21 protein-coding genes are annotated in these 23429 nt (G+C 39.9%); 19 read left to right on the forward strand and 2 right to left on the reverse strand.

The window, feature by feature from the left end:
- The first annotated feature begins 134 nt into the window (after window positions 1-134).
- The 16 genes from BW139_RS06935 (at window position 135) to BW139_RS07010 (ending at window position 16661) form a co-directional block, all read left to right on the forward strand.
- Window positions 135-557 carry a hypothetical protein gene (locus BW139_RS06935; protein ID WP_076919177.1) on the forward strand — a complete coding sequence of 141 codons (423 nt, stop codon included), beginning with the start codon at window positions 135-137 and terminating at the stop codon, window positions 555-557.
- A 195-nt stretch (window positions 558-752) separates the two neighbouring features.
- A complete protein-coding gene (locus BW139_RS06940; RefSeq protein WP_076919178.1) occupies window positions 753-962 on the forward strand; it encodes an AlpA family transcriptional regulator in 210 nt (69 codons plus the stop codon).
- Window positions 959-1171 (forward strand): hypothetical protein, encoded by a 213-nt coding sequence (locus BW139_RS06945; RefSeq protein ID WP_076919179.1) that lies wholly within the window; start codon window positions 959-961, stop codon window positions 1169-1171. The genes BW139_RS06940 and BW139_RS06945 overlap by 4 nt, the downstream gene beginning before the upstream one ends.
- A gap of 127 nt (window positions 1172-1298) precedes the next feature.
- Window positions 1299-1919, forward strand: a complete 621-nt coding sequence (locus BW139_RS06950; protein WP_076919180.1) for an inovirus-type Gp2 protein — start codon at window positions 1299-1301, stop codon at window positions 1917-1919.
- The gene (locus tag BW139_RS06955) at window positions 1920-2174 is read left to right on the forward strand and encodes a hypothetical protein (RefSeq protein ID WP_076919181.1); all 255 of its coding nucleotides are present in this window, start codon (window positions 1920-1922) and stop codon (window positions 2172-2174) included.
- A 337-nt stretch (window positions 2175-2511) separates the two neighbouring features.
- Window positions 2512-3435: a restriction endonuclease gene (locus tag BW139_RS06960; RefSeq protein ID WP_083708651.1), complete on the forward strand. Its 924-nt coding sequence runs from the start codon at window positions 2512-2514 to the stop codon at window positions 3433-3435.
- Window position 3436: 1 nt separating this feature from the next.
- On the forward strand, window positions 3437-5878 hold the full coding sequence (locus tag BW139_RS06965; RefSeq protein WP_076919182.1) for a class I SAM-dependent DNA methyltransferase: 2442 nt from the start codon (window positions 3437-3439) through the stop codon (window positions 5876-5878).
- 286 nt (window positions 5879-6164) lie between these two features.
- Entirely contained in the window at window positions 6165-7208 is a 1044-nt protein-coding gene (locus tag BW139_RS06975; RefSeq protein WP_076919184.1) for an Abi family protein, read from the forward strand.
- Entirely contained in the window at window positions 7201-7401 is a 201-nt protein-coding gene (locus BW139_RS06980; protein ID WP_076919185.1) for a hypothetical protein, read from the forward strand. Before BW139_RS06975 ends, BW139_RS06980 begins: the two co-directional genes overlap by 8 nt.
- Window positions 7394-8767 carry a restriction endonuclease subunit S gene (locus tag BW139_RS06985; RefSeq protein WP_076919186.1) on the forward strand — a complete coding sequence of 458 codons (1374 nt, stop codon included), beginning with the start codon at window positions 7394-7396 and terminating at the stop codon, window positions 8765-8767. The genes BW139_RS06980 and BW139_RS06985 overlap by 8 nt, the downstream gene beginning before the upstream one ends.
- The gene (locus tag BW139_RS06990; protein WP_076919187.1) at window positions 8760-9776 is read left to right on the forward strand and encodes a virulence RhuM family protein; all 1017 of its coding nucleotides are present in this window, start codon (window positions 8760-8762) and stop codon (window positions 9774-9776) included. The genes BW139_RS06985 and BW139_RS06990 overlap by 8 nt, the downstream gene beginning before the upstream one ends.
- A gap of 123 nt (window positions 9777-9899) precedes the next feature.
- Complete coding sequence (locus tag BW139_RS06995) at window positions 9900-10703, forward strand: DUF4145 domain-containing protein (protein WP_076919188.1); 804 nt, start codon at window positions 9900-9902, stop codon at window positions 10701-10703.
- A gap of 19 nt (window positions 10704-10722) precedes the next feature.
- On the forward strand, window positions 10723-13992 hold the full coding sequence (locus BW139_RS07000; RefSeq protein WP_076919189.1) for a type I restriction endonuclease subunit R: 3270 nt from the start codon (window positions 10723-10725) through the stop codon (window positions 13990-13992).
- Window positions 13992-15449 (forward strand): P-loop NTPase fold protein, encoded by a 1458-nt coding sequence (locus BW139_RS07005; protein WP_076919190.1) that lies wholly within the window; start codon window positions 13992-13994, stop codon window positions 15447-15449. The genes BW139_RS07000 and BW139_RS07005 overlap by 1 nt, the downstream gene beginning before the upstream one ends.
- A gap of 267 nt (window positions 15450-15716) precedes the next feature.
- Entirely contained in the window at window positions 15717-15884 is a 168-nt protein-coding gene (locus BW139_RS18475) for a hypothetical protein (RefSeq protein WP_175611405.1), read from the forward strand.
- 18 nt (window positions 15885-15902) lie between these two features.
- Complete coding sequence (locus BW139_RS07010) at window positions 15903-16661, forward strand: sulfite exporter TauE/SafE family protein (RefSeq protein WP_076919191.1); 759 nt, start codon at window positions 15903-15905, stop codon at window positions 16659-16661.
- Here BW139_RS07010 and BW139_RS07015 read toward each other — a convergent pair.
- Together BW139_RS07015 and mnmC are read right to left on the reverse strand one after the other, a co-directional pair.
- Window positions 16654-17289 carry an SDR family oxidoreductase gene (locus BW139_RS07015; RefSeq protein ID WP_076919192.1) on the reverse strand — a complete coding sequence of 212 codons (636 nt, stop codon included), beginning with the start codon at window positions 17287-17289 and terminating at the stop codon, window positions 16654-16656. The two genes, BW139_RS07010 and BW139_RS07015, sit on opposite strands and share 8 nt — an antisense overlap.
- Window positions 17290-17418: 129 nt before the next feature.
- Window positions 17419-19428, reverse strand: a complete 2010-nt coding sequence (gene mnmC, locus BW139_RS07020; protein WP_076919193.1) for a bifunctional tRNA (5-methylaminomethyl-2-thiouridine)(34)-methyltransferase MnmD/FAD-dependent 5-carboxymethylaminomethyl-2-thiouridine(34) oxidoreductase MnmC — start codon at window positions 19426-19428, stop codon at window positions 17419-17421.
- 178 nt (window positions 19429-19606) lie between these two features.
- On the opposite strand from mnmC, the gene fabB reads away from it, so the two are divergent.
- From fabB to BW139_RS07035, 3 genes are all read left to right on the forward strand, one after another.
- A complete protein-coding gene (gene fabB, locus BW139_RS07025) occupies window positions 19607-20818 on the forward strand; it encodes a beta-ketoacyl-ACP synthase I (RefSeq protein WP_076919194.1) in 1212 nt (403 codons plus the stop codon).
- A gap of 108 nt (window positions 20819-20926) precedes the next feature.
- Window positions 20927-22048, forward strand: coding sequence for a 4-phosphoerythronate dehydrogenase (locus BW139_RS07030; RefSeq protein ID WP_076919195.1), 1122 nt, complete (start codon window positions 20927-20929; stop codon window positions 22046-22048).
- Between the two features lie 45 nt (window positions 22049-22093).
- Window positions 22094-23110, forward strand: coding sequence for an aspartate-semialdehyde dehydrogenase (locus BW139_RS07035; protein ID WP_076919196.1), 1017 nt, complete (start codon window positions 22094-22096; stop codon window positions 23108-23110).
- Window positions 23111-23429 lie beyond the last annotated feature (319 nt).

Genomic DNA, 23429 nt, shown 5'->3' on the forward strand with positions numbered 1-23429 from the left:
AAATGGACAATGCCAATCCATAATTGGAATCTGACATTGTCGCAATTGGCCATCCACTTCGAAGGTAGGTTAGATGGTGTGCTAGATATTTAGCAACTTAGGCTGACACAGAATTCTGAACGCCCTCAGATACTGTGTTTAGTTACCTTGAAAAGCGCTTTGCCTGTGACTGTACTACTTTATACCAGTCGTTTTTTGATAGTGGTTGCCAAGATATTAATGGCATAGCTATGACTCAAGAGGATCGACGACTCACGTTAGCTTACAGTGCGATTGATAAGCTTATTAAGCTAAAAGTTTTTCAAAGTTTAAAACCTCATATTAGCCTTGATGTATTAGTTGATAAAGTACTCAAAGGGCTTGCTAAAAAGTATCGTATTTCGGCATTTGATGGCATTACTGAGACTATTTATATTAGTCGCCTATACGTGAAAATCCCTTGTTATGAGCCATTTTACTATCAAAACAACAGGCTTCATAAAGACCTAAAATCAACTCAAAACAGCAAGCTTGATGAAATGATTTTTACTGCATTTAATAATACCCCTTTTATGTAAATGCTAAACTCATTGCTATAATTATTACCCCAAGACTTATAGCTTTTTCATTGTGTTTTAAATGGAGTTTTCATAGTAAAACTCCATTTAAGTGGTTTGTTTTTTTATTCATAATTCTTCCCGTACTTAAGCGAACGTCCTAGTTCGTTTTAATAACTTATGGGATTCAATCCCTTCAATAATTGGAATGACATTATGAACTTAAATAGCCTGTTAACGGATAGCAAAAGAATCCTTCGTCTTAAAGATGTACAAACTTTAACTGGTTTATCGCGAACTATGCTTTACGAACTGCAAGCTAAAGGCGAGTTCCCGCATAGTATCAAGCTCGTACAAAGTGGCCGCGCTATGGGTTGGCAATATAGCGATGTTATAAACTGGATTGACTCAAGGGTGCAAGGATGAGGTTTTTAGCTAAACGAGAAGTTGAAATTACTGATGAAGATATTTTCATTTCAAAAGTAGCAATTCAAAAACACTTTGGTATTTCTTCTTATTTAGTAGGGCAGCTAATTGCACAGGGTACGCTTTCAGAACCAACCTTATTAGCAACAAAAGTTACGGGTTGGCCTTTAAGTGAGGTCAAACAAATTAACTTTCCTTGTACAGCTTAGGATAATTAGGGATGTTAATTAAACTAAAACCTCCTTTTATACAATAGTCATTTGTTTACGAGGGCAACCAATATGCGGTCTTTAGAGTTATATCGTTGCAGGTTATTTATAATATTTAGAGAAAACTATGCCATCACAGTCAGTTCAAGAATTAAAAGATAAACATGGTTTTGAAGTACATTATCAAAAGTTATCAGAAGAATCTTATATTGCTTTAGAAATCATGAATTTTCCTAGTGGTTATTATTACGACATTCTTAAATCTACCTTAAAGCAGTTAGACGTTATGCTTTGTAAGTTTTCTAAAGTATTAGTGGTGAGGCTCGACTTAAGGTTAAAAGAATATAGTAAGAATAATAAAGTTGTTTCACAGTTTATTAGCGCTCTTCAAAAGAAGATAAAAAGTGCTTATGGTGAGTTTGCATATATTTGGGTTAGAGAGCAAAGCAAAGCGAAGCAACAACATTACCATTTAGCCTACTTTTTTAATGGTCATAAAATTGCGCATCCCAGCAAGGTAATAACATTTATACAATCAAAATGGGACTGTGTATCTGCTGGTGGCTCTGTTTATATTCCCGATAATTGTTTTTACCAATTGTTTACTAATCAGCCAAATTTTTATCAAAGTTTTAAGGATGCAGTTTACAGGCTTAGCTACCTTGCAAAGTGTTACTCTAAAAGGCGAGTCTCACAATCAGTAAAAAACTATTCTTCCAGTAGACTTGAATACAGTGAGGGTAGTTAAATGGCTAGAGGCGGTAAAAGAAAAGGAGCAGGTGCGCCAAAGGGCAACAAAAATGCTTTTAAGCATGGTGGCAGGGCTAAGGTAATGCATGGTGTACCCTTAGATAAACAGCTATCTGATTTTGAATATAAAGCCTTATGCTTAGTGCAATTAGAAACGCTCAAAAAGCTCAATAAAGATAACGATTACGAGTCCAGACTTCTAATTAATAATCACTTTAATAGATATAAAGGTACTTTGTCATTTGAGTTTTAGGCGAAAGGGTAGGTTTTACACACATAAAAGTATCTATAGCATTGTGAATCAGAAATTTTTAAAGTAATCGATCAAGCTACCAAACAATCAAACAGTAAACATAAAAACAATTTAAATCCTTTTATAACAGTGGGTTGGTGTTTTTGTGTTTTGAGTTAATTTAAAAGTTAAAAGGTGATCGCTTAAAAATGGCGATCACTAATATAGTTGATCACTCTAGTACATTTACCAAGGGCAAAATCTAAGTTAGTTTGCTTTGATAAATAGCATAACTTTATATAGTATCCTTATATACATTAATGGATTAGCCCCACTCTTAGGCTGTAAAGGAATACTTGTGTCACTCCCTGATTACCAATCTTTTATGACCCCGTTGCTAGCATGTTTAGCCAATGGTAAAACCGTTAAACTGCGTGATATTGATGCTGATGTTTACCGAAAGCTTGGGCTTAGTGCCGATCAACTAAAGCTCCGTATACCGAGCGGCAAGCAAACCTATGCCTATCATCGCTTGGGATGGGCTAAAACTTACCTAGTTCAAGCGGGTTTAATAGAACAGCCTAAAAGGGCTTTTTGTAAAATCACACAAAAAGGGCTGGCTGCAATAGAGTCTGGTGAGCCAATCAATAACCAATATTTAAGTAAATTTGATGCTTTCCTCGATTTTAAAACACGCTCTAAAGACGCAAACGAGCCCATACAAGTAAACACCACCAGCATAGTAAGCAATAACTCAGATAAAACCCCTGAAGAGCTTATAGAAGCCGCAGTCGATACCCTCAATACCAACCTAAGTGACGAAATATTAAAAGCGATATTAGCAGCATCCCCCGTGTTTTTTGAAAACCTAGTGGTCGATTTAATGCTCGCTATGGGCTATGGCGGATCACGTAAAGATGCAGGTCAAGCTACTCAATATACACAAGATGGTGGCATTGATGGGGTAATCAAAGAAGATAAACTTGGCCTTGAAATGATATACTTGCAAGCCAAACGTTATACTAATAAAACAGTTGGTCGCCCAGATATACAAGCCTTTGCAGGTGCGCTTGATATGCACCGTGCTAAAAAGGGCGTGTTCATTACCACCAGCAGTTTTAGTAAAGATGCCCTCGAATATGTAGGCATGATAGAAAAACGCATAGTATTGGTGGATGGCGCACAACTAACCGAACTCATGCTTACCCATAATTTAGGCGTAAGCACCAAACATGTATTTGAAGTAAAAGCGCTCGATAGCGATTACTTTATGGAAGATTAAAATGACAACGAATAGTAACTTTTCTCAAACCGCTGCCTTTATCTGGTCAGTAGCCGATCTCCTTCGCGGCGATTTTAAACAATCTCAATATGGCCGTGTTATTTTACCTTTTACTTTATTACGTCGCCTTGAATGTGTACTCGCACCAAGTAAAGATGCAGTAATAGCAGAGTTTGAGCGTATTAAAGCCTTAAACCTGCCAGAAGATGCACAAGAAAAACTATTAATAAGAGCTACAAACGGCTTAACCTTTTTTAATACCTCGCCTATGGATTTAGGCAAAATGGGTCAGGGTGATATTAAAGCTAATCTTGAGCGTTATATTCAATGCTTTTCAGCTGATGCCCGCGAAATATTTGAGCACTTTAAGTTTGATGAGTTTATTGGGCTATTAGATGACGCCAACTTACTTTTTAAAGTAGTTAAAAAATTCGCAATGACCAACTTAAGCCCACAAGCTATATCAAATCACGATATGGGTTTGGTGTTTGAAGAGTTAATACGTCGCTTTGCTGAAAGCTCTAACGAAACCGCAGGTGAGCACTTTACCCCACGCGATATAGTTCGTTTAACTACCTCACTGGTATTTATGGAAGACGACGATGCCCTAACCAAAGAAGGTATTATTCGTACCATTTACGACCCAACGGCAGGTACTGGCGGCTTTTTATCATCAGGCATGGAGTACGTGCATGAGCTTAACCCTAATGCGGTTATGCGCGCATTTGGCCAAGAGTTAAACCCAGAGTCTTACGCTATATGTAAAGCCGATATGCTTATTAAAGGGCAAGACGTAAGCCGTATTAAATTAGGTAATACATTATCGAATGATCAGCTAGCAGTAGATAAGTTTGATTACATGCTGTCTAATCCGCCATTCGGTGTTGATTGGAAAAAGATTGAAGGCGATATTAAAGACGAACATACCATTAAGGGCTTTGATGGTCGTTTTGGTGCAGGTTTACCAAGAGTGTCTGACGGTTCGCTATTATTTTTAATGCACCTTATTAGTAAAATGCGTGATGCATCACCCTCTGCAAATGATTCTAACAGCGGTGGGCGTATTGGTATTATTCTAAATGGTTCGCCTTTATTTACGGGCGGTGCAGGCAGTGGTGAAAGTGAGATTCGCCGTTATATTTTAGAGTCTGACTTACTTGAGGCAATTATTGCCCTACCTACAGATATGTTTTACAACACAGGTATTGCTACCTATGTATGGGTGCTCTCTAATAAAAAAGCGCAGCAACAAAACCCAGAGCGTAAAAACAAGGTTCAGTTAATAAATGGCGCTAATCTGTGCGGTAAAATGCGTAAATCTCTTGGTTCTAAACGTAATATCATGAGCGAAGACGACATTAAACTAATCACTCGCAGCTTTGGTAACTTTGCACAAGTAGAAACAACAACACTTGAAGAGCTAGGCTTAACTAAACCAACCGAGGCTAAAAGTAGCCGAGGTCGCCAAGCGGCTAACCCTAAAGTCGATGTAGCAAAAACCTTTGCTAGCAAAATATTTAATACCTATGAGTTTGGTTTTCGCCGTATCACTATAGAGCGCCCACTTAGGTTGTCAGCGCAAGTAACTGATGAAGCTATTGCATCCCTGCGCTTTGCACCTAAGCCTTTCAATGCAGCCATGATGGCGCTTTATGAAAAATTTGGCGCACAGTGGACTACTGACAACTCGGGTAATAGTCAATATGGCGATTTAAGCACTGTTGAAATTGAAGCCAGAGCTATTATTAAAGCCGACTTCCCAGAGCTGAAAGAAAAACAAATTAAAGATGTATTAGAGTCTAAACTTTGGTTATTCCAAAAATCACTCATGGAAAAAGCGCAGCAACTACAAACACAATTAGGTGACGATGCTGGTGGCAAGCACTTGCAATCAGACGACTTTAACCAGTTTGATATAACCTATACACAAGCCCTTAAAGCGTTAGATATTAAGCTCGAAACCAAAGAGAAAAAACAGCTACTAGATGCTGTTACCTTTAAAAACCCAGATGCAGAATGCGTGGTTGATAAAATCTATAAAGATTCAGCAGACCCAATGTATGGCGCATTTGAATACCAAGGTAATGTGACAAAGTGGCAAGGTAAGGTCGTGACTTATAAGCAAGATGGCGACTTACGCGATAATGAAAATGTACCGCTAAAAGATGCTTATTTAAACGGCTCTGCCCAACCAAGTATTAATACCAAGCTCATGGTTGAAAACTACTTTAACCGCGAGGTAGCCCCCCACGTAAGCGATGCATGGATAAACGACACCAAGTGCGATGATAAAGACGGCGAGCTAGGTATAGTTGGTTACGAAATCCCCTTTAACCGCCACTTTTATGAGTACCAACCACCACGCGACTTAGCCGAGATTGATGAAGAACTTGATGCTGTGAGTAGTGACATAATGAAGTTGTTGCAAGAGGTACACTCGTAATGAAGTATTGTGATCTTAAGTCATCTAATATGGTGACTTTGCTGCTAAAGCTAACCTCATGGTGGGTTAAAGCCCAACAAATAACTATTATTAATTTACTATTGTTATTGACCTTATCGTCATTAAAAACTAATATAATACGTAATATACCCGCCAAGCCTATGTGCTTTGATTTATCAAAATTCATGCTGAAATTGTGCGGGTTTTCTTTTTTCTACGCCTTAATAACTTCCTCCCATTTAAAACATACATGCCATCTAGTAAAAAGTTTTGATAGGGAATTGATGTGATCCCATTTTTCAAACCCTCAATTAGCCTTGATGAGCAAATAGCGTTACTCCAGCAGCGTGGGCTAAGTATAAAAGAGCCTGAACGAGCTAAACATTATTTAGAGGTTATTAGCTTTTTTAGACTATCAGCCTATATGCGGCCTTTTCAAAAGTTACACGATGAAGAGCACCCATTTAATGAAGGCAGTGAGTTTAAACAAGTGGTTGCTTTGTATGCTTTTGACCGAGAGCTTAGGCTGTTAATTATGGATGCGGTTGAGCGCATTGAAGTTGCTACCCGCTCCATGTTTAATAATGTTATGGGCCCAAAGTATCAAAAAGATGATGAGCCTTATAGTGGCTCTCACTGGTACATTGACCGCAATCACTTTAATCGCAATTATGATCATAATCGATTAATTAAATCATTAAGTGATAAGCAGGACAAAGAGCGTGGCATTTTGGCAAGAGAAACCGCAAAAATTAATAATTCGCCGCAACATACCCCAGAAAAAAAAGCGGAATTAATTAATCTAAAGCAACGTGAAAACTATTGCCGATATTATGTGAGCCATTATAACGAGCCTAATTTACCACCATGTTGGGCTGTAATTGAAGAGCTAACGCTGGGTGAGCTTTCCCACTTATATAAAGGGTTAGTTAAAGACTCCGACAGAAAAGCTATCGCAAAGCGCTTTAATGTTCCTCAGGATAAATTTGCGAGTTGGTTACATACTCTTACCTTTATCAGAAATTGTTGCGCGCATCATGCTCGCTTGTGGAATAGGGAGTTACCTATTGCACCTAAGCTACTAAGGGACGCAGAATGGCAGCTACCCACAGTGTTACCTAATAGCCATATACAGCCTGCAAAACGCTTATATTCAGTTTTATTATTGCTGGCACACCTAATGAAAGAAGTAAGTCCCGATAGTCAATGGACAGACAAGCTTGTTCAATTAATAGTTAAGCACCCAGAAGTACCCGTTAGAAATATGGGGTTTCCTGAAAATTGGGCAACGCATCCATTTTGGGCTTTGAAGGATGATGAGAATGCATAAAAACAAACACCTAAAATCACAGCAAACAGCAGAATATAAGCAATGGCTAACAGAGCTTAAACATAAGGTGGTATCTAGCCAGCAAAAAGCCGTTATTAAAGTGAATACCGAGCTTTTAGCCCTGTGCGGGCAATTGGGCAACAACTTGTTGCCCAATTGGTTTAAATCTCAATTTGGAGGTTCGCATGAGTGAGTTAAAAGCTAGCAAGTATCAGGCTTATCCTAAGTATAAGGATTCGAATATTGATTGGTTAGATGCTATTCCAGAGCACTGGACGACAAGTAAGCTCCGTTACACATTTAGTTTTGGAAAAGGACTAACTATAACTAAGGAAAACCTTAGGGATACAGGAATTCCTTGTGTTAATTATGGTGAAGTCCACTCTAAATATGGCTTTGAAGTTAATCCACAGAAACACCCGTTAAAATGTGTCGATGAGAAGTATCTTAAAACATCATCTTATGCGCTGCTACAAAATGGTGACATCGTATTTGCTGATACTTCTGAAGATATTGATGGCTCAGGAAACTTCACACAGTTAGTTTCAGATGAGCAGATATTTGCTGGTTACCATACTATTATATCGCGTCCATTTGATAGAGAGTGCAGTAGATTTTATGCATACTTACTCGATTCTAAAGAGCTAAGAACACAAATCCGACATGCAGTAAAAGGGGTTAAGGTATTTAGCATTACTCAAGCAATATTGCGTGGGGTTAGTATTTGGTTGCCTCCAATAGATGAGCGTACTCAAATCGCTAACTTCCTCGATCACGAAACCGCTAAAATCGACACATTGATTGAAAAGCAGCAACAACTGATTAAGTTATTAAAAGAAAAGCGCCAAGCGGTGATCAGCCATGCAGTGACTAAAGGCCTCAACGCAAAAGCCCCAATGAAAGATTCAGGTGTCGAGTGGTTAGGTGAAGTGCCAGCGCATTGGGTTGTGTGCAAGTTCGGTTATATTTCACAGGTTGTTCGAGGTGGCTCACCTCGTCCAGCTGGTGATCCTACATTATTTAATGGCGACTACTCACCTTGGGTGACGGTTGCTGAAATCACAAAAGATGATGAAATCTATCTAACCGAGACCGAGACATTTTTAACAAAGAAAGGGAGTGAGCAATGCAGGGTATTCTCATCAGGAACTCTATTGCTCTCAAATAGTGGTGCAACATTGGGTGTTCCTGCAATTCTTAAAGTTGATGCCAATGCCAACGATGGTGTTGTGGGGTTTGAGAACTTGCAGATTGACTCGGAATTCGCATATTTTTATTTATCTATCTTAACTGAGGATCTTCGTGAAAGAGTTAAGCAAGGATCTGGTCAGCCAAATTTGAACACTGATATCGTCAAGGATATTTCAATCCCGATTCCTCAAAAAGGTGAAGTTGATCAAATAGTAAGTTCAATCCATAAGTTAAGAAATAATTACTCAAATCTCATAGTTAAAGCTACGTCAGCTATTAAATTGATGCAAGAACGCCGAACAGCTCTAATCTCTGCCGCAGTCACAGGCAAAATCGACGTGCGCAACTGGGAGCAGCCTAATGACTAACAAGGTTACGCCGCCGCTTGGGCAGTTTATTTTATTTGAAACAAACGAAGGGCAAACTAAGGTTGAATGTCGCTTTGAAACTGAAACACTTTGGCTCACTCAAAACCTAATAGCTGAGCTGTATCAAAAGAGTGTACCGACTATAAATGAGCATTTAAGTAACATTTATAGTGAGGGTGAACTTGAACAAAATGCAACCATTAGGAATTTCCGAATAGTTCGAAAGGAGGGCACGCGCGAAGTTGCTCGCGATGTAGCCCATTATAACCTTGAAGCCATTCTTGCCGTAGGTTATCGAGTTCGTTCTAGGCAAGGCACACAGTTTCGCCAATGGGCTACAAGAACATTACAAGAGTACCTAACCAAAGGCTTTGTAATGGATGACGAGCGCCTTAAAAACCCTGATAACATGCAGTACTTTGATGAACTATTAAACCGCATACGCGACATACGTTCATCAGAGAAAATATTTTGGCGCAAGGTGTGCGATATTTACGCCACCAGCATTGATTACGACGGCAAAGCGCAAACCAGTGTTGATTTTTTTGCTAAAGTGCAAAATAAAATGCACTGGGCTGCTCATGGTAATACTGCAGCAGAGCTGGTGTTTAAACGTATTGATGCCGACAAACCTCATTTAGGCTTAACTAGCTTTGCAGGCACAGAGCCAACCCGCAAAGAGGTGGTTACAGGTAAAAACTATTTAAATGAGCAAGAACTTGATACGTTAAACAGGCTGGTTAACTCCTACTTAGAGTTTGCAGAGCTGCAAGCGCGTAATGGTAAGTTAATGAAAATGGCAGACTGGGCGAGCAAGCTTGATGACTTTTTACGGCTAAGTGACTATGAAGTACTTAACCACGTTGGCAATATTTCACAGGCACAAGCTACTGAAAAAGCCAAACAAGAATACGATAAATACCGAAGAGTAATTGATGCCCAGCCATCAAAGGTTGATTTAGACTTAGCTAATGCACTTAAGCAATTGCAGGGTAAACCTGAAAAGTAACTTAAATAAATTTTGCACATAAAGTAAAAAATAATAAATAAAGGGATAGAATTATGGAAAAGGATTTCAGGCTTTGCTAACTTAGATAATTATCCTAAGCTTCCTTGCCCTCACTGTAATAAGTTGGCGCTAAAGTTAGATAAAGAAAGTATTCAAACAAGGTCAACATCAGAAAAAAGTTTACTGCTATCGAGCAGGAAGTTTCGCTCAGAAAAAGAAACTAGACGGGTTAAGTTAGAAGCTAGCCAAGAGGTGATTAGTAAAAGTGATGGTTTTTGGTTACCCCTAATAGGCGCAATTGCTACAGTGTATTCTGACCATATTGATCCGATAAATGGTGATACTTATTTGTTTAATAGCTTTTTGAGCTGTAGCGAATGTAAAAAAAGTACTACCGCATCGGGTGTATTACTTGAATCGAGTAATAGCTTTGATACCAAGGCAAAAAAAACAAAGCAAATAAAAATAGATCATTTTTCGCCAACAGTGCCTATATTTCCTCTATCGATAAACACCCCGAAAGAGATTAGTGAAGAACTATTTGATGCATTTAAACATTTTCATTTTGATCCACCATCATCAGCCTCTAAGTTAAGACGCGCAATCGAGAAGTTTTGTAAGGATATGAAAGTTGAGGGAAGTAACCTTAACCGTATGATTCAAAATTTGGCTAAGACCCGTCCTGAAGAAGCTTCGTACCTTGAGCCATTGAAATTAGTAGGAAATGAAGGAACTCATAAGTCAGATGTTACTGAACTCGATTTATTGTATGCCTTCCAAATGTTTCAGTTTGTTTTAGAGCTCTATGATCGTAACGCTCGCTTTGATGAGCTTAAGGACGTTTACGATAAGCTAGCTTTAAGGTTTGGCAAAGACAAGTTACAGCTAGAACATAAGCAAGCAGCTCCTGAAGTTTTAAATAACTAAATATTATAAGAATAAAATCATGAATGATGTAACTCAAGAACGAATTTTTCAAGACGACATAATTAGCCAAATGGTAGCCAATGGTTGGGTTGAAGGCACAGGTGCAGGCTACAATTGCGAAACCGCTTTGTATGAACAAGATGCACTGGCCTTTGTTAAAAACACCCAACCAAAAGAGTGGCAAAAGCTGTGTAAGGTATTCCCTAAGGACCCTGAACGCCACTTTTTAGAAGCGCTGGTGGCACAGCTTAAAAAAGCCGATATAAACGCCACAGATAAAGCATCACGCACGTATGGGGTATTAGGTGTATTGCGCCATGGTTTAAAAATTCGTAATGCGCGGTTTGAGTTATGCCAATTTAAACCAGAGCATAACCTAAACCCCGAAACCCTCGCGCGTTACGAGCAAAACACCTGCCGTATAGTACAAGAGTTGGTGTATAGCCCGTATGCCAATGCTGAGCACTTAGCTGCAACAGGCAGCAAAGCCAAGAGCTGGCGCATAGATTTAGTATTGTTTGTAAATGGTTTACCTGTATCGACCCTTGAGCTTAAATCAGAATTTAAGCAAGCTGTTGAAAATGCCATTAAGCAATACAAACAAACCCGCTTACCTAAAGACCCTGCGACTAAAAAGCCAGAGCCACTACTTACCTTTAAGCGTGGTGCATTAGTACATTTTGCTGTAAGCCAGTACGACGTGTATATGACCACTAAACTTGCGGGCGACGACACCTTCTTTTTACCCTTTAACAAAGGTACAAGTGAAGGTGGTGCAGGTAATGATGTACCTGAAGATACTAGCCGTTATGCAACCGATTACTTGTGGAATGAAGTATTAGTGCCTAAAAACCTGCTTAACATTTTAGGCAGCTTTGTACACTTGCAAATAGAAGACAAGGAAGATTGGGAAGGGCGTAAATACAAAAAAGAAACGCTTATTTTCCCGCGTTATCACCAGTGGGATGTAGTAAGCAAGCTGATTGATGCGGCAATAGAAGAGGGCACAGGTAACAAGTATTTAGTTCAACATAGTGCGGGCTCAGGTAAGTCAAACTCTATTGCTTGGACAGCCCACCAGCTTTCTACTTTGTATGACGAGCAAGGTAATAAACAGTTTCATTCAGTGATTGTTGTAACAGATAGAACAGTACTTGATGATCAGCTGCAAGATACTATTTATCAGTTTGAGCATGCAGACGGTGTAGTAGGGCGTATAAATAATAAAGAAGGTGACGGTTCTAAATCAGAAAAGCTCGCCAGTGCACTTGAAAACGCTCAGCCAATTATTATTGTAACCATTCAAACCTTTCCGTTTGTATTACGTGCTATAGAAAACAGTACCAGCTTAAAAGAGCGCAGCTATGCGGTTATTGCCGATGAAGCCCATTCATCACAAAGCGGCTCTACAGCTCGCCAGTTAAAAGAAGTACTAATGACTGAAGAAACTGATGACGACATTGAATTGTCATCAGAGGATATACTCGATGCAACTGTTGCAGCTCGCCGTGGTAGTGCAAACCTTAACTACTATGCGTTTACTGCCACACCTAAAGCAAAAACAATAGAGCTGTTTGGTCGATTACCTAACCCAGAACTACCTCCATCAAAACAAAATAAGCCAGTGGCGTATCACATATATTCAATGCGCCAAGCAATAGAGGAAGGCTTTATATTAGATGTACTTAAAAATTACACTAACTATAAGGTGATGTACCAACTTGCTCAAAAAATAGAGGCGGCAGATGAAGAGGTTGATAGTAAAAAAGCAGCGGTAAAACTTAACCAATGGGTGCGTTTACACGACCATAATATATCGCAAAAAGTTAAAGTTATTATTGAGCACTTTAAAGATAACGTAATGGGTTTATTAGGTGGGCAAGCCAAAGCAATGGTAGTAACGGGCTCACGTAAAGAGGCTGTACGTTATAAGTTAGCATTTGATAAATATGTAGCTGAAGCCCTAGCAGAGCAAAAAACAGGTTACTCGACAATACGCGCTATGGTGGCATTTTCGGGCGAAGTTGAGTTTACTAAAAGTGACCCTGATAGCGCTGCATTTTTAGATAAAAAGTTTACTGAAAAAAATATGAACCCTGATCTTAAAGGCCGCGATATGCGCAAAGCCTTTGATAGTGATGATTACCAAGTAATGCTGGTGGCTAATAAGTTTCAAACGGGGTTCGACCAACCAAAGCTATGCGCTATGTATGTAGATAAAAAGCTAGGCGGCGTTGAGTGTGTACAAACCCTGTCGCGATTAAATCGTACTTACCCAAGTAAAGCTGAAACAGGCACGTTTGTATTAGACTTCTTTAATGCCCCAGAAGACATACTAGAAGCATTTCAGCCTTACTACCAAACAGCAGAGCTTGCTGATGTTACTGACCCTCAGATTGTTTTTGATTTGTTTGAAAAGCTGCGTGCGAGCGGTATATTTTTGTGGTCTGAGGTTGAGCAGTTTTGTGCAGCCTTTTTCACTAAAAATAAATCAAACGCGGCAATTAGCAATATTATTCACCCCGCTAAAGAACGTTGGCAAAAGCGTTATGCATCTGCAATTGAGGCGTATATAAAAGCCAAAGAAATGTTTGAACGCACCAAAAAGACTGAAGACGCTGTATTAATAGCTAACGCAGAAACAAGCTTTAAAGAGTGCAAACAAGAAAAAGACCGTCTAGAAATATTCAAAAAGGATTTAGGTAGCTTTACTCGCTTTTACGAGTTTATGTCGCAGCTGGTGGAATACGATGACAAAGAGCTTGAAAAGCTAAGCTTATTCGCCCGCCACTTACGCCCACTGTTACGTGAAAAAGTAGTGACTGAAGATGAGCTTGATTTAGATAACGTAGTAATGAGCCATTACCGCCTATCAAAAATACGCCAACAAGATATACAGCTAAAAGAAGACGCGCCTGATTACAAGCTAGAGCCAAGTAATGATGTGGGTAGTGCTAAAGCGAAGGATAAAAAAGAAGCGTTCTTATCTCAGATAATCGACAAGCTTAATGAGGTTTTCATCACTGATAACCTAACTAATAAAGACATGCTTAACTATGCATTTACAGTACGCGATAAACTAACTGAAAACGCCTCTGTAATGAGCCAAATTGCAAACAATAGCCCAGAGCAAGCAATGTTAGGGGATTTCCCTCAAGCGATGGATGACGCCATATTAGGAAGCAGTGACGCGCACCAAGAACAAATGATGCAGCTGTTGTCAGATCCTGTAAGAAACCAGCAATTTGCGCGGGTGATATTTGATATGTTAAGCGGAGGTAAGAATTAATGGCTATTAGTAACTGTAAATATTCTGATTGGTTACAAGAGTATACATTCGATAACTGTAAGCTTAATCGTAAAGAGTATGGTGAGTTTTTAACTAACTATATTAAGGGAGAGCACGACGGCTTTGTACTTAACTTAAATGGGGCTTGGGGAACAGGTAAAACTGAATTCTTAAGACGGTTATATAGCCACTTGATATGTGAAGGTCACCCGACTGTTTACATTGATGCATGGGAAAGTGACTTTTCAGAAATTCCATTGTCAGTTGTTGCAAGCGAACTAATTAACCAGCTTTCAACGATTAATCAAAATATTGGTGGTGAATTTGATAAAGTTTCAGAGTATTTGGGAAAGGTACTAAAGGGATCTTTTATAGGTGGAGCCGGTTTGTTAGCTAAACACCTTACAGGAGACTCTGCTGCGGGTATTGAAGCTGCTAAGGCTCTCTTTGAAGCAAGTCCTGAGGATTTTATATCAAGTGTTAAAAATAACCATAAAGAACAAGTTGAAGCAATAAAAAGCATACGACAAGAGCTTGAGCTTTTAGCTGAAGTGCTTGAAAGAAGTCATGGTAAAAGTTTACCTGTGATAGTACTAATTGATGAGCTTGATCGATGTAGGCCTAATTACGCTATAGAAATGCTAGAAGTGATCAAGCACTTCTTCACTACCAAAAACTTTGTTTTTGTTGTAGCTACAGATACTACACAGCTACAAGAGTCGATAAAGTCAGTCTACGGTTCTAATTTTGACTCTAATACTTACCTAAAACGTTTTTTTGATCGAGAAGCTAGGTTAGCAGAGCCAGATCTCGAGCACTATTTGAAATTACAAGAAGTAGATTTCACGCCGTATTCTGAAAAGGTAGTTCTTTATCCAAACCTTACAAACAATACGAAAAATAATATATGCCAGTATATCATATGGGTGGCTAAAGCTTACGAGTTGAGTTTAAGAGATGTTGACCAGTTAATTGATAAGTTAAAAGCGTGCTTACGATCAGCCCTATATGCTGAACAAAGCTCTAATAAAGTTCAGGTGATAAATATATTTTCTTTATTGGTTGGGATAATAGAATTCGATCTGAAGAGTAAAAGTTTTGATGAAAGAAAAAATGACAAGCCATGCATAGATGGTGGGCTATACAAACATAATACTCCGCTTGATAGCCATAGTGAGAATGTGTTTTCTGAGCTATATGAGCTAAATATGCATAATTCAGTAAAGCATAGTATTGAGTTTCAAGATAAGTATGGTGATAACCAAAAAGGTTTAGTTCATGGCACCCATAGTAAGGCCCATGGAAAAAATTATAGCCACTTCAATGGAATTATAAAAAAGCTATCCCTTGAAATAGATAGTAACTTTCACAACTATAATCAAAAAACAGATGAAGTGAAAGTTTGGTTATGGCCTGATTACCAAAAAGTGATAAAGCTGGCTGGAAATTTAGATTAATAAAGAAATCGGATTGAACATACCTAGCTATTTTATTTATGATAACAATTAACTTTAGTACCATGGTTAGTACCATGTAGCGGTTTGATTGTGCTTAAAATTAAATTAAAACAATGGCTTGATGGCTGGATTAAGACTCCCCCAGCTCCACCAATAACGGTTTTTAAATTCGTTTGTTTAAAACCCTAAAAAACCCGCAACTTGAGCAATCGAGTCGCGGGTTTTTTTATGGCTAAAATTATTGAATTTATTGTAGTTTGATTTATCTTGCGCTTACCGCTTACCGCTTACCGCTTACCGCTTACCGCTTACCGCTTACCGCTTACCGCTTACCGCTTACCGCTTACCGCTTACCGCTTACCGCTGACCGCTGAACCCCTTACAACTAATAGACTAGTCGCTTACTTGCCTATTTTTTGTATTATGAGTCAATGATTAACAGCGGGCATAGATATGGATATTTTTACAGCTGAACACATTTCCCCTTTAATTTCGCTGTTACTCATTGTACTGGCGGGGTTTACTTCGTTTGTATCGGCGGCTTTTGGTGCGGGCGGTGGTTTAATGCTGTTGGTGGTAATGGCGTCGGTGATGCCTATGGCAGTGGTGGTGCCGGTTCATGGTTTAGTGCAGTTAGGCTCTAATGCCAATCGGTTGTTGTTAAGTATTACCCATCTTGATAAGCCGATGTTGTTGTATTTTACTCTGGGTGGATTAATTGGCGCGGGGCTATCAAGCCAAGTAGTAAGCGATATTAACCTTGATAGCATGAAGTTGTTTGTGGCTTTATTTGTCATTTATTTATTGTGGGGAACAATTCCTGAATTTAATAAAGACTCACGATTAGGGCGTCTATTAGCGGGGGTAATTACTGCATTTATCTCTACTTTTGTGGGGGCAAGTGGGCCTTTGGTGGCCAGTTACTTACATATTAATCATTACGATAAGCTTAAATTTACCGCGACTTTTTCAAGTATTATGACCTTGCAGCATAGTTTAAAAGCTGTCGTTTATGCGGGGCTTGGCTTTAGCTTTTGGCAATGGTTGCCGTTAACACTGGCGATGATTTTAAGCGGAGCCATTGGTACATGGTTAGGGATTAGATTACTTAAGCGGTTATCGGTGGCACGTTTTAGAGTTATTTTTAAAGTGATTTTAACCCTGCTTGCCATACAGCTTGCATGGCAAGGGGTGAGTGTAATGTTTACTTAATAGCGGCTTTTATTGGTTTGTCGCCATCAAATACTTCAAATATGCAGCGATTGCTGCCTTGCTCTGTGGCAATGGTAAATAGAACATGGGCTACATTTTCACGGCTAATGATTGCTTTATCGCGCTCTTTAGGGCGTTCGGTAGAAATAAGTTTTGAGGCATTCTCATTTGTGAGTGAGCCCGGGCGTACTATGGTGTAATTGAGTCCACTATTAATTAAATGCCTATCTGCCATATGCTTAGCTACTAAATAGGGTTTTAAGTCGCTTTGGATTGCATCCGGATCGTCTGCACCAATAGAACTCACCATAGTAAAGTGCTTAGCTGCATGCTCTTTTGCGTAATTAATGGCTTTAGTTGCAGCCCATAAATCAATAAGTAAGGTTTTATCTGCACCGGTATTACCGCCTGAACCTGCGGCAAAAATGATATGGTCACAACTGCGCAGCGCATCGCTAAAATCATTTTCTAAATCTTGCTCTACGATAGTTAAATAGTCGCTATTTAAGTCATCTAATTTGCTTTTGTCACGCACTAAAGCCACTACAGGATGTTGGTGTTCAAGCAATAGTTGGGTGGTTAGTTTACCAATTTGCCCACTGGCACCAATTACTAATGTTTTACTCATCACATACTCCTTATTTTATAAGACAAAACAGCCGACTTAAACTTTATCCACTGTACTAAAGAGCTGGGGGTAATAATTTGTTTTTAAAGTATAGGTTTGTTTTTTAGTGTGAGCAGTGTGATCTGCCTTTTAAATTTTATTACGAATAAGGTCACGAACAATAAAACGGCCTGGGTGAATTGCTTGGCTTACACGCTCGCTTAGTGGGCGAGGTTCATTGTTTAAACTACTAATTAAGTGCTCGGCAGATAGCGGTGCACTGCATAATGCTCGCGCACCAAAGCCGGTAAAAATATGTAGGCCCTGTTGTGGTTTTTCTAACGGCTGATATTGATAGCGCTTGCCTAAACGTAAATTAGCAAATGCATGTGTATAATCAGTTTTCTCCACCCATTCACCAGCCATAGGTAAGTGGTCAATAAAACTACAGCGAACAGCGGCTTTGGCTGAGCTAATATCGCCTAAGCTAGTGGCAAATTCAGTGTTGTTATAAAAACTCAGTAATTGTTCACGGTTAGTGTGGTTGTCTTGCTCGGTCACTTCACGGCTCTTACTATTTTTTTCAAAGGTGGCGCCCATACAATGATGATCTAAATAAGCGGGAGTAAAATAGCCTTTGTGACACAACACAGTATTAAGTTTACGTGATTGCTCGCTTGCCTGAACATGTGACACTTGGCCGCGAACGCCAACAATGGGAAGTGTTTTGGTTTGCGTAAATGCATCACTGTGCTCACCAGTACAAATAATCACATCGCTAAAGGGGCCAAATGTTTTCTTTTGCGTGGTTAAGTACCAACCATCGGGTTGTTTATTAAATTGCTCAATATGGCAGTTAAATAGGCTTTCAAACGAATTTAATTGTTGTGCGGCATCTAACATTGCACAGACTAGCTGCGGGGGATTAACCCAGCCGCCTTGTTCAAAAAACACCCCTGAGTAACCTGTTTTAACCCCAGCGATAGCATCCCCCTCATTAGCAGTCACATTTCGCATAAGCTGCTCTGGCCACAGTTGTTTATCTGCGAGGTTTTGATGGCGATCTGCCAATGGCTGTTTTACTGCATGTTGTAGTACACCACACCACTGGTGATCAAACAAAAAGCCATTGTTGATTAATTGATTATAAAGTCGCTTCGCGTATAAAAAACTATGGGCAAATAATTCACTATGTGGCGAGTTTTTTGCCTGTAAGTGCGGATACACAGCCCCTTGTACATTGTGCGATGCCCCCATTGCGGGCTTTTTATCTTGGCAAAATAAGTGGCTTTTTATCCCACGCTTTGCGAGGCTATAAAGGATACAACTGCTCGCTATACCACCGCCAATAATAGCCACACTTGAAAGCGGTGAGGGGTGATGCTCAAAATAGGCGGGGGCTGATTGTTTTGGGTTGGCTTGAGCAAGTGTGCCAATTAGCATCTCACGCTTTCGGCCAAAACCTTTGGCTTTTTGCATGCTAAAGCCTGCCTCGTTTAGTCCTCTGCGCACAAAGCCCGCAGCGGTAAATGTGGCTAATGTGGCATTGCTTCTGGAAATATCGACCATGGCGTTAAATACACTTTGCTGCCACATGTCGGGGTTTTTACTTGGCGCAAAGCCATCTAAAAACCACGCATCAACCAGCCCACTTTGTGGGTAGCTCATGCTATTAATACATTCCAGTACGTCGCCAAAGTAGAGGTCGAGGACTACACGGCCATTGGCAAATTCAAGTCGGTGGCAGCCATTTAAGTTAATCGGATAGTGAGCAACGAGCTGGTTGCTTAAATGGCTTAAGCTAGGCCAAGCTTGCAAGGCTTGTTTTAAATCATTTACGCTAAGTGGATATTTTTCAAAAGAAATAAAATGTAATCGCTGCACTTTATTTGGCTGTTCATTTTGAACTTGTGAGTACTGTAGGTGGTCAGAAAACTGCAGCCATGCATTTAAGAAGTTAAGCCCAGTACCAAAACCGGTTTCGGCAATAACAAAGTGTTCACGGTCATGATTTTGTAACCGTGTATCTATACTGTTTTGTTGATAAAACACATAATGAGATTCGGCAAGGCCATCGTCATTAGAAAAATAAACATCGTCAAAGTCATTGGCAACCGGAGTGCCTAAGTCGTTAAAGTGTATATGGGCGTTTTTTATCATGACCAATTCAATTTATAGATAATTTTTTAATTATTTTACGTGTTTTCTTTGAAATAGTCTGGCGTTATTTATAAGCTGTAGCTTCAGAGTACAAGTGTACGCTAGAAAGCTGACCACTTAGATGATTAAATTCGCGTAAAATAGAACACAATTAAGTATTAAGCTAAGGGAATTACCCATGAGAAGAGCCGTAATAACAGGCATCGGTGTTGTATCAAGCATCGGCAATAATAAACAAGAAGTATTAGAGTCACTTAGAGCTGGTAAAAGTGGTATTGCTTTTAATCAAGAATTTGCTGATTACAAATTGCGTAGCAATGTATCAGGTAAAATTGATATTGATGTTAAAGAGCATGTTGATCGTAAAGCAATGCGCTTTATGGGTGATGCGGCGGCTTACTCTTATATTTCAATGGCGCAAGCGATTGAAGATGCGGGTCTTAGCGACGAGCAAGTATCAAACGAGCGTACTGGTTTATTAGTTGGCTCTGGCGGTGGTTCATCAAAATGGCAAGTAGAAGCGGCTGATATTCTTCGTGAAAAAGGCGTTAAACGCGTTGGTCCTTACATGGTGCCACGTACTATGGCAAGCACCACTTCTGCATGTTTAGCAACACCGTTTAAAATTAAAGGTGTTAACTACTCTATTAGTTCTGCGTGTGCAACTTCTGCGCATTGTATTGGCCACGCGGTAGAACAAATTCAATTAGGCAAACAAGACGTTATTTTTGCAGGCGGCGGTGAAGAACTTCACTGGACGTTAGCGATGGAATTTGACGCTATGGGCGCGCTTTCTACTAAATACAACGACACACCTGAAAAAGCATCGCGCACCTACGATGCAAACCGCGATGGTTTTGTAATTTCAGCTGGTGGCGGTATTGTGGTTGTTGAAGAACTTGAACATGCACTTGCTCGTGGCGCGCATATTTACGCTGAAATTACCGGTTACGGCGCAACATCAGATGGCTACGACATGGTAGCACCATCGGGTGAGGGCGCGGTACGTTGTATGCGTCAAGCTATGCAAAACGTTGACAGCATTGATTACTTAAATACCCATGGTACATCAACACCAGTAGGTGATGTTAAAGAGCTAGGGGCTATTCAAGAAGTGTTTGGTGGTAACTCGCCAATGATCAGTGCCACTAAAGCAATGACAGGCCATGCACTGGGTGCGGCAGGTGTACACGAAGCTATCTTTTCATTATTAATGCTTGAGCATGGCTTTGTTGCGCCATCTATCAATATTGATGAGTTAGATGAACAAGCAACAGGCTTGAATATTGTAACTGAAGCAAAAGACGTTGAACTAAACACGGTTATGTCTAACAGCTTTGGTTTTGGCGGTACTAATGCCACGCTAGTAATGAGCAAATACAAAGGTTAAGTTAATCGTTAACTATTTTAAAGCCGAGCAAAATGCTCGGCTTTTTCGTTTGTGCTAATAGGGGGTTGTTCGTTACAATAGCGCCTCATTTCGCCAAACGGACTCACCATGAAAATTCTTGCCGATCAAAATATGCCTTTAGTTGAGCAATTCTTTAAAGATATGGGTGAGGTTGAACGATTTGATGGCAGGCAATTAACTCCTGAACAACTTATCGATGTTGATGTACTGCTTACCCGCTCAGTTACTCAAGTTAACAGTGAACTATTAGCACAGGCGAATAAGTTAAGCTTTGTAGGTACAGCCACGATTGGTGTTGATCATATTGATACCGATTTACTCAACGCAAAAAACATTGATTTTACCAGTGCGCCTGGCTGTAATGCCATAGCCGTAGCTGAGTATGTAATAAGTAGCTTATTTGCATTAAGTCAAGAAAATGCCAGCCCGTTAAGCGGTAAAACAATCGGTATTGTGGGGGTGGGTAATATTGGCAGTTGTTTAGCGCAAAAGTTAAAAGCGCTTAACGTTAATTTACTATTGTGCGACCCAATTAAGCATGAGCAAGGGCTATTAACCGAGCATGTTGAGCTTGATGAGCTATTAGCGCAGTCAGATATTGTCACTTTTCATGTGCCGTTAGTTAAAACGGGTAAACATAAAACCCTACACATGCTTGATAAAACACGTTTAACTAAACTTAAATCTGGGCTGACTTTAATCAATGCTAGCCGAGGCGATGTGATTGATAACCAAGCCTTACTTGAAGTGATGGAAGCAGGAGCAGAGCTCGATTTAGTGTTGGATGTTTGGGAAAATGAACCTAACATTTTAACTGAATTACTTGAGCACGTGCGCTATGCAAGTGTTCACATTGCAGGGCATACCCTTGAGGGTAAAGCGCGAGGTACGCAAATGTTGTACCAGCGCTTATGTGAGCTCAAAGGGATGGAGGCAAATAAGTCACTTAGCGACTTTTTACCGCCAGCAGCCATTGGGTGCGTTACCTTAGCGTCAAGTTTTACTGAGGCAGACATCGCTCGCTTAGTACACTTAACTTATGATGTTCGTCGCGATGATGGCATTTTACTGCGCCACCTAGCCGATGAGGGCTTTGACAGCTTACGAAAAAATTATCCAACCCGCCGTGAATTTAGCACGGTGATGGTTGAAGGTGATAGCACCGTGCTTGCCGTACTTGCCCAGCTTGGCTTTACCACAGCAAACTAATTTAATTAGCGCGGTTGTTTTAACCGTGCTTACAGAGGATGAAATATGTCGCAAAAATATAACGTTGCCGTACTCGGCGCTACCGGCCTTGTAGGTCGTCAAATCATTGAAACTTTGGAAGATCGTAAATTTCCGGTCGATCAGCTGTTTTTATTAGCAAGCAGCCGCAGTGCTGGCGAAGACATAAAGTTTCGTGGTGAGAGCATAGAAGTACGTGATGTTGAAGGCTTTGATTTTAGCCAAGCGCATATCGGCTTATTTTCAGCAGGTGGCAGTGTGTCTGAAAAGTACGCCCCGATTGCTGCAGACGCAGGCTGTATTGTTATTGATAATACCTCACACTTTAGAAATGACTTTGAAGTGCCGCTAATTGTGCCAGAAGTGAATGCAGCGAGTTTAGCCGATTTTAGAAACCGTAATATAATCGCTAATCCTAATTGTTCAACTATTCAAATGATGCTTGCGCTTAAACCTATTTATGATGCCTACGGTATTGATCGTATTAACGTTTCAACCTACCAAGCAGTGTCGGGTGCAGGCAAAGAAGCGGTTGATGAACTGGCAAAACAAACAGCCAACTTAATGAATGCACGGCCAATGGAAAACGACATTTTTCCTAAGCAAATTGCGTTTAATGTTATTCCGCAAATCGATAGCTTTGAAGACAATGGCTATACACGCGAAGAAATGAAAATGGTAAACGAAACGCATAAAATTTTAGGCGACACCAGCATTGCGGTAAATCCAACCTGTGTTCGAGTACCGGTGTTTTTTGGTCACTCTGAGTCAATTAATATAGAAACGCGCATGCCTTATGACTTTGAGCATGTGAAGCAATTATTGAGCGATGCACCGGGTGTTGAGCTAATTGATGATGCGGGTGATTACCCAACGGCTGTCTCAGATGCCAGTGGTAACGACACTGTTTACATTGGCCGTTTACGTGCCGATATTTCACACCCACATGGATTAAATATGTGGGTAGTAAGTGATAACACCCGTAAAGGGGCTGCAACCAACAGTGTGCAAATAGCAGAAGAGCTAATCGCTAATTACATGTAATTAGCCTGAAGATAGTGATAATCCAATAAACGGCAAACCGAAGTGGTTTGCCGTTTTTTTGTGCTTTAATTGCCATTTTTTTGCCACTTATAAACAACAGCTGTGTAAACACTTTGATAAACAACATAAAATTATTTTTATCTAGATGTTTAAGGTATTTATTTTCAATGCGTTGCGATGGATATTATGGCTTAACTGGTTTATAGTTTGTAACTGGAATAGAGCTTGCAATAAAAATAGATTGTAATAAAAATGTGCGTTAGCTACTTGGCTAACAACGGCAAGAATAATCAATGTTTAAGCGCCAATTTAAAGCGCT

It is taken from the genome of Pseudoalteromonas sp. SK18, assembly GCF_001974855.1.
In the GTDB taxonomy this organism is placed as follows: Bacteria; Pseudomonadota; Gammaproteobacteria; order Enterobacterales; family Alteromonadaceae; genus Pseudoalteromonas.